General features: G+C 52.9%; 13 protein-coding genes and 1 tRNA gene. 13 read left to right on the top strand and 1 reads right to left on the bottom strand.

What is annotated here, in order from left to right; all coding sequences use genetic code 11:
- The first annotated feature begins 100 nt into the window (after nucleotides 1–100).
- The 12 genes from Q0Y09_RS04620 (at nucleotide 101) to Q0Y09_RS04565 (ending at nucleotide 13472) form a co-directional block, all read left to right on the top strand.
- Nucleotides 101–1753 (top strand): Na/Pi cotransporter family protein, encoded by a 1653-nt coding sequence (locus tag Q0Y09_RS04620; RefSeq protein WP_297718318.1) that lies wholly within the window; start codon nucleotides 101–103, stop codon nucleotides 1751–1753.
- A 124-nt stretch (nucleotides 1754–1877) separates the two neighbouring features.
- Complete coding sequence (locus tag Q0Y09_RS04615) at nucleotides 1878–2831, top strand: tRNA-dihydrouridine synthase family protein (RefSeq protein ID WP_297718315.1); 954 nt, start codon at nucleotides 1878–1880, stop codon at nucleotides 2829–2831.
- Nucleotides 2832–3313: 482 nt separating this feature from the next.
- Nucleotides 3314–4078, top strand: coding sequence for an SDR family oxidoreductase (locus Q0Y09_RS04610; RefSeq protein ID WP_297718312.1), 765 nt, complete (start codon nucleotides 3314–3316; stop codon nucleotides 4076–4078).
- Nucleotides 4079–4089: 11 nt separating this feature from the next.
- Nucleotides 4090–5112 carry a zinc-binding alcohol dehydrogenase family protein gene (locus tag Q0Y09_RS04605; RefSeq protein ID WP_297718310.1) on the top strand — a complete coding sequence of 341 codons (1023 nt, stop codon included), beginning with the start codon at nucleotides 4090–4092 and terminating at the stop codon, nucleotides 5110–5112.
- A 23-nt stretch (nucleotides 5113–5135) separates the two neighbouring features.
- A complete protein-coding gene (locus Q0Y09_RS04600) occupies nucleotides 5136–5921 on the top strand; it encodes an IclR family transcriptional regulator (protein WP_297718307.1) in 786 nt (261 codons plus the stop codon).
- A gap of 120 nt (nucleotides 5922–6041) precedes the next feature.
- Nucleotides 6042–7013: a C-terminal binding protein gene (locus Q0Y09_RS04595; RefSeq protein ID WP_297718304.1), complete on the top strand. Its 972-nt coding sequence runs from the start codon at nucleotides 6042–6044 to the stop codon at nucleotides 7011–7013.
- A gap of 12 nt (nucleotides 7014–7025) precedes the next feature.
- Nucleotides 7026–8060 carry a 2-dehydro-3-deoxygalactonokinase gene (locus Q0Y09_RS04590; protein WP_297718301.1) on the top strand — a complete coding sequence of 345 codons (1035 nt, stop codon included), beginning with the start codon at nucleotides 7026–7028 and terminating at the stop codon, nucleotides 8058–8060.
- Nucleotides 8061–8087: 27 nt separating this feature from the next.
- Nucleotides 8088–8984, top strand: coding sequence for a dihydrodipicolinate synthase family protein (locus Q0Y09_RS04585; RefSeq protein WP_297718298.1), 897 nt, complete (start codon nucleotides 8088–8090; stop codon nucleotides 8982–8984).
- A gap of 189 nt (nucleotides 8985–9173) precedes the next feature.
- Complete coding sequence (locus Q0Y09_RS04580; protein ID WP_297718295.1) at nucleotides 9174–10250, top strand: TRAP transporter substrate-binding protein; 1077 nt, start codon at nucleotides 9174–9176, stop codon at nucleotides 10248–10250.
- A 90-nt stretch (nucleotides 10251–10340) separates the two neighbouring features.
- On the top strand, nucleotides 10341–10832 hold the full coding sequence (locus tag Q0Y09_RS04575; RefSeq protein WP_297718292.1) for a TRAP transporter small permease: 492 nt from the start codon (nucleotides 10341–10343) through the stop codon (nucleotides 10830–10832).
- A 30-nt stretch (nucleotides 10833–10862) separates the two neighbouring features.
- Nucleotides 10863–12155 carry a TRAP transporter large permease gene (locus tag Q0Y09_RS04570; RefSeq protein ID WP_297718289.1) on the top strand — a complete coding sequence of 431 codons (1293 nt, stop codon included), beginning with the start codon at nucleotides 10863–10865 and terminating at the stop codon, nucleotides 12153–12155.
- Between the two features lie 75 nt (nucleotides 12156–12230).
- Complete coding sequence (locus tag Q0Y09_RS04565; protein WP_297718286.1) at nucleotides 12231–13472, top strand: lactate racemase domain-containing protein; 1242 nt, start codon at nucleotides 12231–12233, stop codon at nucleotides 13470–13472.
- Nucleotides 13473–14013: 541 nt separating this feature from the next.
- Here Q0Y09_RS04565 and Q0Y09_RS04560 read toward each other — a convergent pair.
- Nucleotides 14014–14100 (bottom strand) — tRNA-Leu (locus Q0Y09_RS04560).
- Between the two features lie 231 nt (nucleotides 14101–14331).
- Between Q0Y09_RS04560 and Q0Y09_RS04555 the strand changes: the two genes are divergently transcribed.
- A complete protein-coding gene (locus Q0Y09_RS04555; RefSeq protein ID WP_297718283.1) occupies nucleotides 14332–15210 on the top strand; it encodes a DDE-type integrase/transposase/recombinase in 879 nt (292 codons plus the stop codon).
- Nucleotides 15211–15220 lie beyond the last annotated feature (10 nt).

Genomic DNA, 15220 nt, shown 5'->3' with positions numbered 1-15220 from the left:
AAAGAGAATCCCCTGACGCAGCAAAAGACATGACCTGCTTTTCAATTTGAAAAGCAGGCTATGTCTTTTTCTTATTTTAGAGAAGAAAAGGAGCATTTTGATGAGTATTGCCAATATTCTGAGCCTTCTCGGCGGTCTGGCGCTCTTCCTGCACGGGATGCAGATGATGAGTTCCGGCCTGGAGGCTGCCGCCGGCAACCGGATGAAAGGCATCCTGGAAAAGCTGACGGCCAACCGCATCCTGGGCGTGGTGGTGGGCGCTGTCATCACCGCCGTGATCCAGTCCTCCTCGGCCACCACGGTCATGGTGGTGGGCTTCGTCAACTCCGGCATGATGACCCTGACCCAGGCGGTCTGGATCATCATGGGCGCCAACGTGGGCACCACCATCACCGGACAGCTCATCGCCCTGGACGTGGGTGCCCTTGCGCCCTTCTTTGCCTTCCTGGGCGTGGCCATGATGGTCTTTCTGAAGCGGCCCCAGATCCACCACTACGGCAGTATCTTGGGCGGCCTGGGCGTCCTCTTCATCGGTATGGATATGATGAGCGCCGCCATGGTCCCCCTGCGGGAGATGCCCGCCTTTGTGAATCTGATGACCAAGTTCTCCAATCCGGTGCTGGGCATTCTGGCTGGCGCCCTCTTTACCGCCCTCATCCAGTCCTCCTCGGCCTCGGTGGGTATCCTCCAGGCCCTGGCCAACAGCGGAGTCATCGGCCTCAACAGCGCGGTCTATGTCCTCTTTGGCCAGAACATCGGCACCTGCATCACTGCGGTGCTGGCCTCTGTGGGCACCGGCCGCAACGCCAAGCGGACCACCATCATTCACCTCATGTTCAATGTCATCGGCACCGTCCTCTTTACCACACTGTGTCTGGTCACTCCTCTGCTGGGACTCTCGCTGGTGGACTTTGTGGCCGGCCTTACCCCGGGCAACCCGGCCTCCCAGATCGCCAACATGCACACCATTTTCAATATCGTGACCACGCTGCTGCTGCTGCCCTTGGGCGGGTGGATGGTGAAGGCGGCCATGCGCATCCTCCCGGAGCGCAAGCAGGACCCGGACGAGGGCATGCACCTGGTCTTCCTCACCCCCATCAATGCCAATCAGGACCGTACCATCGGTCACTCCGCCATCTATATCAGCCAGCTCCGGCAGGAGCTGAGCCGCATGCTTGGCATGGCCAAGGAGAATGTGTCCACGGCCTTCCAGGCGGTGCTGGACCGTGACCCCTCCCTGGTAGCCAAGGAGGAGACGGTGGAGGAATATATCGACTACCTCAACAAGGAGATCTCCCAGTTTATTTCTCATGTGATCGTCCACGAGACCAACGAGCAGGACTCTGCCGCGGTCAGCGCCTACTTCAAGATCACCGGAAATATCGAGCGTATTGGCGACCACGCCATGAACATCTGTGGGTACAGCGGTATTCTGAAGGAGAAGGACATCCAATTCTCTGAGGAAGCCAAGGGTGAGATCCGGGAGATGGAGCGGGTCTGCCGGGAAGCCATTGAGGCCATCAGCGGCGCAGTGGCCGATCCGGTGGAGTGGCTCAGCCAGGTCTCCGCGCTGGAGCAGAAAATGGACGACATGACGGCCAGCTTCCGCCGCCATCAGATGGAGCGGATGCGCAAGGGCGTCTGTTCCGACGAGGGCTGCATCCTCTTCTCCGAGATGCTCACCGATTTTGAACGGATCGGCGACCATGTGCTCAACATCGCCCAAGAGCGATCCAATGCCAGTATGGCGTGATCGAAACGCAGAAAGGCCGCCATGTTTGACATGGCGGCCTTTTGGCCCGCTGCAGCGGCAGCAGATACCGTGGTCGGCCATTGGAGAAAGAGAGGCATAACAGATGTATTATTACTTTGCGCCAATGGAAGGGATCACAGGCGCCATTTTCCGTCAGGTCCACAGCCGCTTCTTTCCCGGCGTGGACAAATACTATATGCCCTTCGTCTCGCCGGGCAAGGAGCGGAAGTTTTCCAGGCGGGATGTGGGAGAGCTCCTGCCGGAGTCCAACCGGGGGGTGCGGGCGGTGCCCCAGCTGCTGACCTGCCGGGCGGAGGATTTCCTCTGGGCGGCGGACTGGCTGGCGGAGCTGGGGTATGAGGAGGTCAACCTGAATCTGGGCTGTCCCTCGGGGACGGTGACGGCCAAGGGGAAGGGCTCCGGACTCCTGCGGGACCCGGAGGAGCTGGACCGCTTTCTGGAGCAGATCTTTCATGATGTGAAGATCGCCGTCTCCATCAAGACCCGGGTGGGCTTCCAATCCCCGGAGGAATTCCGGGCGCTGGCGGCCTGCTTCCGGCGCTACCCGTGGAGTGAGCTTATCATCCACCCGAGGGTCCGGGAGGACTTCTACAAGGGACGGGTCCGTATGGAGACCTTTGCCCTGGCGGTGGAGGAGGGGATGGGGCCCCTGTGCTACAACGGCGACCTGACCACGCCGGACGAGATCTCCGCCCTGGGGGCGCGCTTCCCCACAGTGGACCGGGTGATGCTGGGCCGGGGTTTGGTGGGTGACCCGGCCCTGGCCGCCAGAGTCAAAGGAGGACTACCGGCAGACCGGGAGACCCTGCGCCGGTTCCATGACACCCTCTATGAGGGCTATGCGGAGGCGTTCGGCAGCCGGCATAATGCCATGCTGCGAATGAAGGAGCTGTGGTCCTATCTCATCTGGCTCTTTGAAGAGAACGGACGCCATATCAAGGCGTTGAAGAAGGCCAAAACAACGTCTGAGTACGAGGACCGGGCGGCGGCCATCTTCCAGGAGCTGCCCCTTCGGGAAGACTCAGCTGCCGGATGGCGGACAGAGCCTATTTTTTAAGAGAACAAAATACCGCTGACTTCTCAGCTCCTTCGGGCCAGGAAGACAGCGGTATTTTTGTGTATTGGGGATGTGGGCCTGCCCCTTTATTGTCTGTGGGTGGGTACCCACCACACAATGGCGCTGCGCAGGTGCTCGCTGGCCTGCCAGCTGCCGTCTGCCGCTTAATTTATTCGTAGGGGGGGACCTGTAACGGAGCTTCATGGTGGAATGCTTCAAAACATCCCACAACTATTTTCGCAGACCCAGTGATTCGTCACCGCGATGCCGATGGCAGAGAAACTGCCAGGTTTTATAATTTCAAAATGACTCACATAACTTACAAGTTCTGTTTTGAAATAATCCGAAAGATATATTTGTTTTGCACAAAAAATAATGAAAAAGGCTGTGGTATCTGTCCATTGACAGTTCTCATAATTTTTGATAATTTTATAATATAAAAATGAGTTTTATTTAGTAAAATTTTTAAGGGAGGAGATACTGTGGTTCAAGAAGAATTATCACTAGTTGGAAAAGTGGCCTTAATAACTGGTGGAGGTTCTGGAATTGGAAGTGGGATCACCCAGGGTTTGGCCGAGGCTGGTGCGGCCATAGCCTGCGTATACAGTCGTCACCCGCCCATCGAGATGCAGAGCTATGTAAAAGCGCTGGGTGGAAGCTTTCTTCCCATTCAGGCCGACGTCAGCCAAATGGATCAACTGCCTAAGATTATGGACCAGGTCCTGGATCGTTTCGGGCGGCTGGATATTCTGGTCAACAATGCCGGAATCTGTCCTCGTGCCTCAGCCTTGGATTATACTGAAGCCATGTGGGATGAAATTATCCAGCTGAATGAAAAGGCGGTGTTTTTCCTCTCCCAGTTGGCCGCCAAGCAATTTTTGAAGCAGGGCAGCGGGGGACGGATCATTAACCTTGCCTCTATGATGTCCTATCTTGGTGGATTCAATACCACCGCATATACCGCCAGCAAACACGCGGTCATGGGCTTGACCCGGGTGCTGGCCAGCGAGTGGGGCGGATATGGGATTACTGTCAATGCTTTGGCGCCAGGGTGGATCAAAACCAACCTATCCGCCTCACTGGTGGCCGATTCGGAACGTTATAACTCTGTCAAGGCTCGGATTCCCCAAGGAGATTGGGGTACTCCTGATGTGTTCAAGGGAGTGGCTGTCCTTCTAGCCAGCGAGGCGGGGCGTTACATCAATGGAGCAACGATTCCGGTAGATGGCGGTTACTTGACCAAGTAGGAAGGAGTACCATGAAAGCACTAGTATTGAAGGGCCCCTATGATTTTTCCTATGAGGAGAGACCCTATCCGGACTGTCCGGCCGATCATGTCGTAGTACGGGTGGACGCGGTGTGTATTTGCGGCTCCGATATCCATGCGATTCAGGGACATCAGCCATTGTTTAGTTTTCCTCGGGTTATTGGGCATGAGGTGGCCGGAACGGTCCATCAGGTAGGAGAGGCGGTCACCATGCTGTCCGTTGGGGATCGGGTTTGTCTCATGCCATGTATCCCTTGTGGGAGTTGCCGCGCCTGCCGTAAGGGATATACCAATTCTTGCAGTAAACTGCAGCTCTATGGTGTGCACCGGGACGGTGGGCTTCAGGAGTATCTGGCAGCTCCGGCGGAAAGATGGTTGAAAGTTCCCGGAACTTCCTCGCCCCAGACCCTCTCCATGCTGGAACCGCTGACCATCGGTGCCCATGCGGTGGCAAAGCTGAATCTCCAGCCTGGAGATCAGGTTCTGGTTGTGGGTGCCGGCCCCATTGGTGTAAGCTGCGCACTCAATGCCCGAACCTATGGTGCCCAGGTGGTATTGGCTGATACCAGCCCACAGCGGCGAGCTTTCTGTAAGGAAATATTTCACCTTGAAGTTTTGGATCCGTTAAGGTATGATTATCCTGAGATATTACAGAAAATTACCAGCGGAAATCTGTTCGATGGTGTGATTGATACTACGGCAGCCAAAACCTCAATGGAACAGGACTGGAAATGGATTTGCCACGGTGGAAAAATTGTATTCGTAGGTATCTGCAACGGAACCCTGGAGTTGGACGGGCTCTCCTTTCATATGAGAGAACCCAGCCTTTTTGTAACCCGAAACTCCACCAGACAGGATTTTGAACGTGTCCTCCAGTATTGGCAGTTGGGTTTTTTGGAACCAGATCAGTTTATTACCCACACCGTGCCATTTGAACAGGCCGATCAGGTTCTGCTGCGGTGGATCCAGCCCGATTCAGGCGTATTCAAGGGAGTTGTCCACTTTACGGGCTGAGAACAGCAAAACGGGGTGCTACAATGAAAGCAACACGGGATTACACGGTTTCGTCAGTGAAAAAGGCTCTGGATGTGTTGAAGCTATTCGACGAACAGCATTCTGATCTTACCCTGTCGGAAATCAGTGAGTATTCCGGTATTGGAAAAAGCTCGGTACTGCGTCTTTTGTATACCCTGTTTCAAGAAGGGTTTGTGGCCTATGATGAGGTTACAAAGAAATACAGCCTTGGTATTGAATTATACCGGCTGGGATTGATGAAGTTTAATTCCTTAGATCTGCGTAAAATTGCCCGCCGCCATCTGCAGGCCCTGTCCAACGAGCTGAATATGATATGCTATGTGGGTGTTCGGGAGGGGGATACCCTTGCTATGGTGGATCAGATCCTGCCCAGCAGTGTTCCAGCCTGGACCCAGCTGACCGTGCAAAGCGGCGGCACCAGCGAGCTGTACTCGACTGGGATTGGGCGTCTCTTTCTGGCTCAGGACAGCGATGCCGCTGTGGATCGCTATCTGGAACGAATCCAGATGAAAAAATTTACAAGTGCCACCATCACAGACCGGAAGACTCTGTTGGAATTGATTCGGCAGGCCCGCCGCGATCACTTTTCCGGCAATGTGGGTGAAAATGAGGAGCACATTTATAGTCTGTGTGCCCCAGTCTACGGTTTACATGGAACGATGGTGGCTGGTATCAGCCTGTGCGGGCTCCAGGATGTGGTGTGCAGCGATAAGTATGACAGCTACCTACAACGCATTTGTCAGGTCGCGGAGGATATTTCTAGGGAACTGGGATATTCCCCGAAGTGACGCATCGAGTTGAAATTTAAGCTTGCTTTTGCAAGCTTAAATTTCAACACATAGAATTAAACTTGGTTTTATACAGCAAAACTTTAATTCTGCTAAGCGGAGGGTAACGAGGAGATTGCTATGAACAAACTAAAAGTTGTCATTTCGGATTATTATTATGAAAGTATTCAACAGGAAGCAGCTGTAATGGCGGATATCGGCGCTGAACTGCTGGACTATCACTGCCAGACAGAGGACGAGGTCATTGCTGTGGCGGCTGATTGCGATGCCTTGATCTGCCAGTTTGCTCCCATTACCCGTCGGGTGATTGAGGCAATGTCCCGTTGCCGGGTTATTGTTCGTTACGCCATCGGTGTGGACAACATTGATTTGTCTGCAGCGGAGGAGCATGGGATTTATGTGTGTAATGTTCCCGATTACGGCATTGATGAGGTGTCAAACCATGCCATCGCACTGCTGCTGGACTGTGCAAAAAAATTGACCTATCTGGCCGGACAGGTCAAGCAAGGGAACTGTGGCTACACCACTGTTAAGCCGCTGTACCGCGTAGAAGGGAAGACCCTGGGCCTAATGGGATTTGGCCGAATTCCCCAGCTGGTGGCCCGAAAAATGGCTGGATTCGGTGTCCACATTATTGCCCACGACCCCATGATGAACGAGGACCAGGCCCGGAAGCTTGGTGTTACTGCAGTGAGCTTTGAGGAGCTTTTGGCCCAGAGCGACTATCTGTCCGTCCACTGTCCTCTCACAGCTCAGACTCATCATCTGTTTAATTGGGAGTCCTTCCAGTTGATGAAACCTACGGCTGTGTTTATCAACACCGCCCGAGGCGCAGTTGTGAAGGAAGAGGATCTGGTCCGTGCTCTGGAAGAAGGCGAGATCGCTATGGCCGGCATCGATGTGACGGAGACGGAGCCCATTCCTCAGGATCACCCCCTGCTGAGGTTGGACAATGCCGTGGTTACACCTCATGTCGCTTGGTATTCCGAGGAGGCAGTGGAAAGTCTTCAACTGAAGGCAGCCCAAGAGGTTGCACGGGTATTGTCCGGACAACTGCCTTTGCATCCAGTCAACCACCCCAAACAGCGCTGAGGAGGGATTATTTTGTTCGCAGTTATCGATTGTGGGACCACTATGACCCGAATCTACATCGTGGATGAAAACAGCCAGATCATCGCCTCTGGAAGGACGAAAGTAGGGGTACGGGATACCTCCATCACTGGAAGCCGGGATAAGTTGAGAAATGGCGTCACCCAGTTGTTCTTCGAGATTCTGGAGGAACATCACATTCCCGATGACCAAGTAGAGTTTGCTATTGCCTCTGGAATGATTACCTCTGAGGTCGGTCTGATCGAAATTCCTCACCTGGTTGCTCCGGTAGGTCTGTACCAGCTGTCTCAAGGGATCATGGAGATCAACGATCCATCGGTTCTCCCCATCAAACGCCCCGTATACTTTGTCCGTGGAGTTCGCAATCACTATCCTGAGGGAGCCAGGGCACATGATTTGCGCCAGGTGGACTTCATGCGAGGAGAAGAGGTACAGTGTATTGGGATCATGAACAGCCGTACACTTCCTTACCCCTGCAACATCGTGGCCCTCTCTTCCCATACCAAAGTGATGTATATCAACCGACAGGCCCAGATCGAGGCCAGTAACACGACCATCAGCGGGCAGTTCTATGAAGCTATTGTCAATTCAACCAACATTGGCAAGAGCATCATCCCCGTAGAAGGAGAGGAGGCCGGGGGCTATTCCGATGAAGAGCTTATGGAAATTGCCGTGGACTGTGTGCGCCATGCGGGACTTGGGCGAACCATGCTCATGCCCAGGTTTCTCCAGGTGTTGATGAAGACCAACAGCCACGAGAGGCAGGTCTTCATTGATGCGGCCATTGCCGCCGACGATCTGAATGCTTTCCGAGAGATGCGGGAGCAGGGCTATGACTCGAATTATTATTTATTGTATGGCCACGAAAGCCGCTGTAAGATGTACACCTATATGCTTCGTCGAGAATTCGGAGCAGAGCTGACGGTGGAGAGCATCTTTGACAAGGAGGAGTTGGATCGGCTTACGGTTACCGGTTCGATTGCTGTGGCCCTTAAGCAGATTGAAGCCAAGCGCGCCGGCAAGGTGTAAAACAGAGAAAAGAAAGGATGAAAGAGTATGTATCAGATGTATGGAGTTGTCCCGCCCATGATTACGCCATTCCAGGAAAATGGAGAAGTGGATTTTGACAGCCTGAAAACCTTAGTCAATTTCCTCTCGGAGCACGTGGATGGACTGTTTATCAATGGTTCCTATGGCGGCGGCGTGCTCATGACCGAGGAAGAGCGCAAGGCTGTGGCCGAGACGACCGTAAACACTGCGGCTGGCCGAGTTCCGGTCACTGTGCATGTGGGGACTGCCGACAGTCTGTCCGCTGCTCGACTGGTAGATCACGCTGCATCCTGCGGCGCTACGGCGGTTGCTGCAGTTGGCCCCTACTACTTCAAACATTCCAAAGATGAGATCGTCCACTACTATACCGCTTTGGTGGAGGCAGCCCGGGGCCGGGTTCCCGTCTATGTATACAATAATCCCCAGTTTCAGGGTTACCCCATGGATCTGGACCTCATTCGCCAACTAAAGGAACAGGCGGGGGTCAGCGGAGTAAAGGACGCCACCTTTGACATCCAGACCATGGCCAAGTACATGCGCCTTTTGAAGAGCGACACGTTTGATGTGGCACTGGGTACAGAAGCCATGTGGCTGTCTGCCTGCGTGCTGGGGTGTAAAGCATTCATTCCTGGTATTGCCAATGCCTTCCCTGAAATCTGCAAAAAGATGTTTGAGGAGGGAATCTCCGGAGACTACGAGGCATGCCGCAAGACACAGTTCGAGGTCAACGAAATGCGGGAGATCATGTATTTGGCACGTTCTACTCAGCTGGCCATCTATGCTATGCTGGAAATCCGGGGGATCGTCTCCTGCTACCCCAGAGCCCCCTTTATTCCGGCTACTGCTGAGGAAAAGGCTCATATTCGAAATCGCTTGCAGTCGCTGGGTCTGATTGAAGGATAATGCTGGCAGTTTCTTCTGAGGCAGCAGGCTCACACTGCACCGGGAGACGCCTAATATGCTGACTGGGAGGTCCCCTGCTCCCTCTGTCTGTTGCTTACTATCTTATCTGGCTGATAAAATAACAAGTGGGTTTTATACGGTTCCCCACTACAGCGAAACCGTAAATCTATTATACGAGGAGAATACACTATGAAACGCATCCTGTCTATTGCGCTGTCCATCGCCCTCACGCTGTCTCTGGCGGCCTGCTCATCGCCCTCCCCCAGCACCTCTGCCCCCAGCGGAGAAGAGACGCCTCCGGCAGAACAGTCCATCACTATGAAGCTGGGTTGGGCGGAGACTGCCGAACGCTCCGGTCACGCATTGTCTGAGGCGGCCTATACATTTAAGGAGCAAGTGGAGGAGCTCTCCAACGGCTCTATCACCGTGGAGCTGTATCCCGCCGCACAGTTGGGCGACGCTACCTCTATGCTGACCCAGGTGGAGGCCGGTACGTTGGAGTCTTGCATGAGCATCTCCAATGGCCAATTTGCCACCTCCTATTACCCTGATTTGGGCTTTTTGGATGTTCCCTACATGTTTGAATCCAGCCAGGAGGCTTATGATCTGCTCAACCCAGAGGGAGAGTTTTTCCAGGATCTCCAGGGCGATATTGTGGAGAAAACAGGGATTCGTCCCCTGGTGTTTTTCAATGAGGGTCTCCGTCATATCACCAACAGCAAGCGCGAGATCCGAACTCCGGAGGATATGAATGGTCTGAGAATCCGGACCATGAATGTTACTGCCCACATGAAGATGTTTGAGGCTCTGGGTGCGCAGCCCACCAACGTGTCCTGGAACGAGTTGTATACCGCGCTCCAGACCGGTGTAGCCGATGGCCAGGAGAACCCTGTTGCCAACGCCGTCTACATTAGTGCCTGGGAGGTACAGAAATACATGACCCTTGATGGACATGTGTGCCTGTGTAGCCTGTTCTGCATGAATGAGGACTTCTACCAGAGCCTGTCTCAGGCTCAGAAGGACGCGGTGGACCAGGCTGCTCTGAAAGCTCTGGAGGCTGAGTATAGTATGTATCAGGCCAACGAGGCTGCTAATCTGGAGTTGCTGAAAGAGAATGGTCTCCAGATCACCGAGCTGACCAGTGAAGAGATCGACGCCTTCCGTCAGTCCTGCCAGCCCCAGGTTCTGGAGTATCTCCGCAGTACCATGGACACCCCTGAGCTGCTGGACAAAGCCATGCAGACCGTGGCTGAGAGCAGAGGCTGAGTGTTTGGTTATACGTTTTCAATTCTGACTTGTCCCCATCTGCGGCCCAGTCAGTGGGCCGCAGATGGGACAGAACAAATGGTGTTTAATATGAAAACATACATATCTTTTGTAAAACGATTTAATCTGGTCATGTTGGGAATCGGTGTATTGTGTCTGGTGTTCGCCGTGGCTCTTACCTTTATCCAGGTAATCACGCGTAATGTGGCGGACATTTCCTTTACATGGGCGGAGGAGCTGACTCGTTATGTTGTGATTTTCGCAGTATATTTTGCGGCCGGCTCTGTATTTTATCTTGATGCCAATGCAAAGGTAGATATTTTCTATAATCTGTTTCCTCGAAAGATTCAATGTATCCTGAATTGCATTTTCTATGTCCTGATTGCTATTTTCTTGCTGACAATGGGCTATTACGGCTATATCTATGTAATGCGGAACCTCACGGTTTGGTGTGCTTCTATCCACATCCCCTGGGCGATCCCCTTTGCCTCGTTGATTCTTGGCGCAGTGAATATGCTCCTTCAAATTCCAGCGAAGTTTTATGAAACATTTCAGGCTATGTCCCTGAAAGAAGCCCCTTGATCTAGCTTTTCAAAAGTGAGGTGATACTCTTTGAATCCACTGGTTGTTGCTCTACTGATATTTTTTGTCCTTATGTTCTTAGGAATGCCCATTGTATTTGTTATGGCGTTTTCCAGCTTTTCCTACTGCGTTGTTGCAGGAAAGGTTGCTTTTCTAATGGTCGTCATTGAAAAAATGTTTCGGGGTATGGACAGTTTTGTGCTTTTGGCAATCCCCATGTTTATCATGTGCGGTGAAGTTATGAACCGGGGTGGCATTACCACCGCCATTGTCCGCTTTGCGGATCTACTCGTGGGGCGTGTTAAAGGAGGGTTGGCCTATGTCAATACTTTAGCCAGTACCTTCTTTGCTGGTATTACCGGATCTGCCTTATCCGATATCGCCTCCCTGGGCTCCATTCTGATTCCATCAATGGAAAAACAGGGCTTTGACAAAGACTTTTCCTGTGCTGTCACTGCGGCTACCGCGATTCAAGGACCCTTGATCCCACCTAGTATCCCCGCAGTTCTGGTGGCATCAGCCACTGGTTTATCCACTGGAGCCCTGTTTTGGGGCGGTGCTGTGCCTGGGATCTTAATTGGATTGGGTAGTGCGATTGTTATCTTTATCGAAGGCCGTTTTCGGGAATTTCCGAAGCGCACTGAGCCCATCCCATTTAGAGAAGCAGTTCGTGTTACCTTGAGCTCTATTCTACCCCTGATGACAGTGGTCATCATTCTGGTGGGTATGAGCAGTGGTCGTTTTACCCCCACTGAGGCAGCGTCAGTGGCATTGGTCTATGCATTGATTATCACTACCTTTGTTTACAAGCCAATTCCCCTAAAGGAGTGTTATCAGATCTGTAAAAATGTTCTGATCCAAACCTCCACCATTTATTTGATCATTGCAGGCGCTACTACCTTCTCCTATGTCCTTGCTATTGAAAACATCCCCACAAAGCTCTCGAATCTAATCAACAGCTTTGCTCACTCCACTTCCTCCGTGTTGCTTATCATCAACATTATTCTCCTGGTCTGGGGAATGTTTATGGATACCGCTCCTTCCATCCTGGTTTTGGTACCCATTTTGTTCCCAGTGGCCAAGGCAGCTGGGGTGAATCCCATTCACTTCGGTGTGCTGACAGTAACCAACCTGATGATTGGTATGCTCACCCCGCCTTTTGGTATGGCGCTTTATACCACACAGTCAGTGGGCAAATGCAAAATGGTCAATCTCATCCGGACACTGATCCCGTTCCTCATTACGGATTTTGTAATTCTGGTTTTGATTACAGTATTTCCGGATATTGTTTTGGCCTTGCCGAAAATGTTTGGCTTCTGTTAAGAATAGCTGGCGCCTGGAACACACCCTGCCTGTCCCGGCAGGATGTGTTCCTTTTTTAGAAGGAGGACGGCACCAATGAAGTTTACACTGCAGCAAAATGCCTTTCAAGGCGGCCAGCCCGCTCAGATCACTTTACCAGACCGGTGGGATGTGCAGTATTTCCCTCTGCCCGGCGATTACAAGCCGCCCTTGACCCGCGATCAAATCAAAGCCCGTCTGGAAGCTCCCATCGGGGCGCCTCCCCTCTCCCAGCTTGCCCGAGGGAAAAAGCGAGTTTGCATCCTGTTTGATGATATTACCCGGGGGACGCCCACCCAGCCCATGGCGGAGGCAGTGTTGGAGGTATTGTTGGACAGCGGCGTAAACCAGAAGGACATCGAATTTCTATGTGCTCTGGGGACCCATGGAGCCCACAGTCGGCAGGAGCATGAGGCCAAGCTGGGTGAGGAGATTGTACGCCGCTATCCCGTCTATAACCACAACTGCTATGAAAATAACGTATGTATCGGTCAGACAAAACGGGGCTTTGACGTATGCATCAACCAGGAATTTCTGAACAGTGACTTGCGGATCGGACTGGGCGCTATCACTCCCCATACCATGAATGGGTATGGGGGAGGGGGGAAAATCCTGTTTCCTGGAATTGCTTCTATCGAAACCATTGCACGGAACCATACTACGGCCACAGAATTTCTTCAGAACAATCACTTAAACAGCTCTCAAATGACTGGAAACCTGGCGATGAAAGGGATGCGGGAGGAGATTGAGGAAATGACCCGGATGGCCGGCCCCTTTTTCAAGGTGGATTGTCTGTATAACAGTCGTTTGGAACTTATCGACCTGTACGCGGGGGATCCCATTATGGAATATTATGCTGCTATTCCCGCTGCGCAGGAAGCCTATGGCATAGCGCCTATACAGGATATGGATATCGTCATCGTCAACGTCAATGCCAAGGCCAGCGAGGCCACCATTGCCACAGGGTTTGGGGCCATGGCATTACGGCCTGGGGGCGATGTAGTGGTAGTGGACCTCACTCGCCGAGGACAGGCTACCCACTATCTGTTTGGCTCCTTTGGCGCCAGTACCCACGGGCGTATGATGGGTGCAATGCCGGCGGTCCGACCAGAGGTGGGCCGTTACCTCTTCTGGATGCCCTATCCAGACCTGGGAGCGTCACACTGGTTTGGAGAACTGGATAAACAGGTTTACACCAATACCTGGGCGGAAACGCTAGCCTTGCTAGAGGAAAAGTATTCTCAGGGAGCCAAGGTGGCGTTGATTTCAGATGGTACCTTAGCGTACTACCGCACCTGACAAATGAAAAGAAACGCCATTTGAATGGAAGACAGAGGATGGCACTATGCTCGAAACACGGATGCGTGTCTATGTGTCCTGGGCCAGCAGGACATCTCCGACTATAATACCTCGTTTTATTACCGGTCCTGCGATTATATCTCGGAAAGCTACCGGCAAGGATGCCCTGCTGCAAGCTAAACCTGTATGTATGGTTTGGTTCTCAAGCCCAGGCGTGAACAGACGGAGTGCTCCGAAAGAATAATATATAGCCTCCGTTCGTCAATCCTGATGAACGGAGGCTTGTTTTTTCGGAAATCGTAGGTTCATAACGGTCAAAGAAAAGCAATGCTCCGAACCCATCACCGATTGGAAATAGGTTCGGATTATCTTGGTTTGGAACATCAAAACAATATAGATGCCGAGACTTTTGGATTTGCACCCGAAACCAAATCGCAACCCAGCGCAGCGGGTTCGATTTGGGAAGGAGGAGCAGCGGCATGAGCGCGCTCTGACTTTTGCAAAAAAAGTCGGAGCAAGCGATATAAAGCTTGCTCCGACGTGGTGCCGGTAGTCGGACTCGAACCGACACGATGTCGCCACCAACGGATTTTGAGTCCGTCACGTCTACCAATTCCATCATACCGGCGTGGTACAAAAGCTATTATACACAAGATGGAACGATCCTGCAAGAGTCTATTTCTTGCGGAGCGAAGAAAAATTGTAGGACTACAATACATATTGGACATCTGAATAAAAAAGGATGAAGGAAACGGCCTCATCGGTTAAAGTTGAGTTGCGATACTTAACCTAACGAGAGGGGGCCATATCCTTCATGAGCAAGAGTATAACACAAGACATGTCATATCGGCAATCCCTGATGAAATACGCGGAGAAATACGGCGTGAGCCGTGCCAGTCGGAAGTACAACAAGAGCCGGTCGTATATCTACTTCTGGAAGGCTCGCTGGGATGGAACGGTCCAGTCCCTGGCCTGTCAGTCCCGGCGTCCCCACAGCCACCCAAACCAGCACACGGAGTCGGAGCTGAAGCTGATCCAGGACATGCGCCGCCGCAGCCCCGGCCTGGGCATGATAGAGCTGTGGCACCGGCTTCGGCAGCGGGGCTATACCCGCCGCCCGGAGAGCCTGTTCCGGGTGATGCGCAGGCTGGGGTTGTTCCCAACGGCGGAGAAGAAAAAAGCCTACAAGCCCAAGCCTTACGAGCAGATGACCTATCCCGGCCAGCGGGTGCAGGTGGACGTAAAGGTGGTGCCCCGCAAATGTATCGCAGACTCAGAACTTCGCCTGTTCCAATATACCGCCATCGACGAGTTCACCCGCCTGCGTTTCCTGGCCGCCTACCCGGAGCAGAGCACCTATTCCTCCGCAGACTTCCTGAAAAAGCTGGCCAAATGGTATGCCCGCCGGGGCATCCGGGTGGAATGTGTCCAGACCGATAATGGTCTTGAGTTCACCAACCGCTTTTCCAGCAGGAGAGAGCTGCCCACCTTATTTGAGACCACTGCGGAAAAACTGGGCATCCGGCACAAGCTCATCCGGCCCTACACGCCCCGCCACAACGGAAAGGTGGAGCGCAGCCACCGGGAGGACCAGAAACGCTTTTACGCCTGCCACCGCTTTTATTCTCTGGACGACTTCGCAAAGCAGCTCGCTGTCCACAACCGCCGCTCCAATAACTTCCCCATGAGACCGCTGGGTTGGCTTTCTCCTCGGGAGTTCACCGTCCAATATGTTTGACAAACCTACA

Origin of the sequence: Intestinimonas sp. (assembly GCF_026169115.1) — a bacterium.
In the GTDB taxonomy this organism is placed as follows: Bacteria; Bacillota; Clostridia; order Oscillospirales; family Oscillospiraceae; genus Intestinimonas.
Note: the sequence above shows the minus strand (reverse complement) of the source record. Positions and strands in the feature narration are given on the sequence as shown.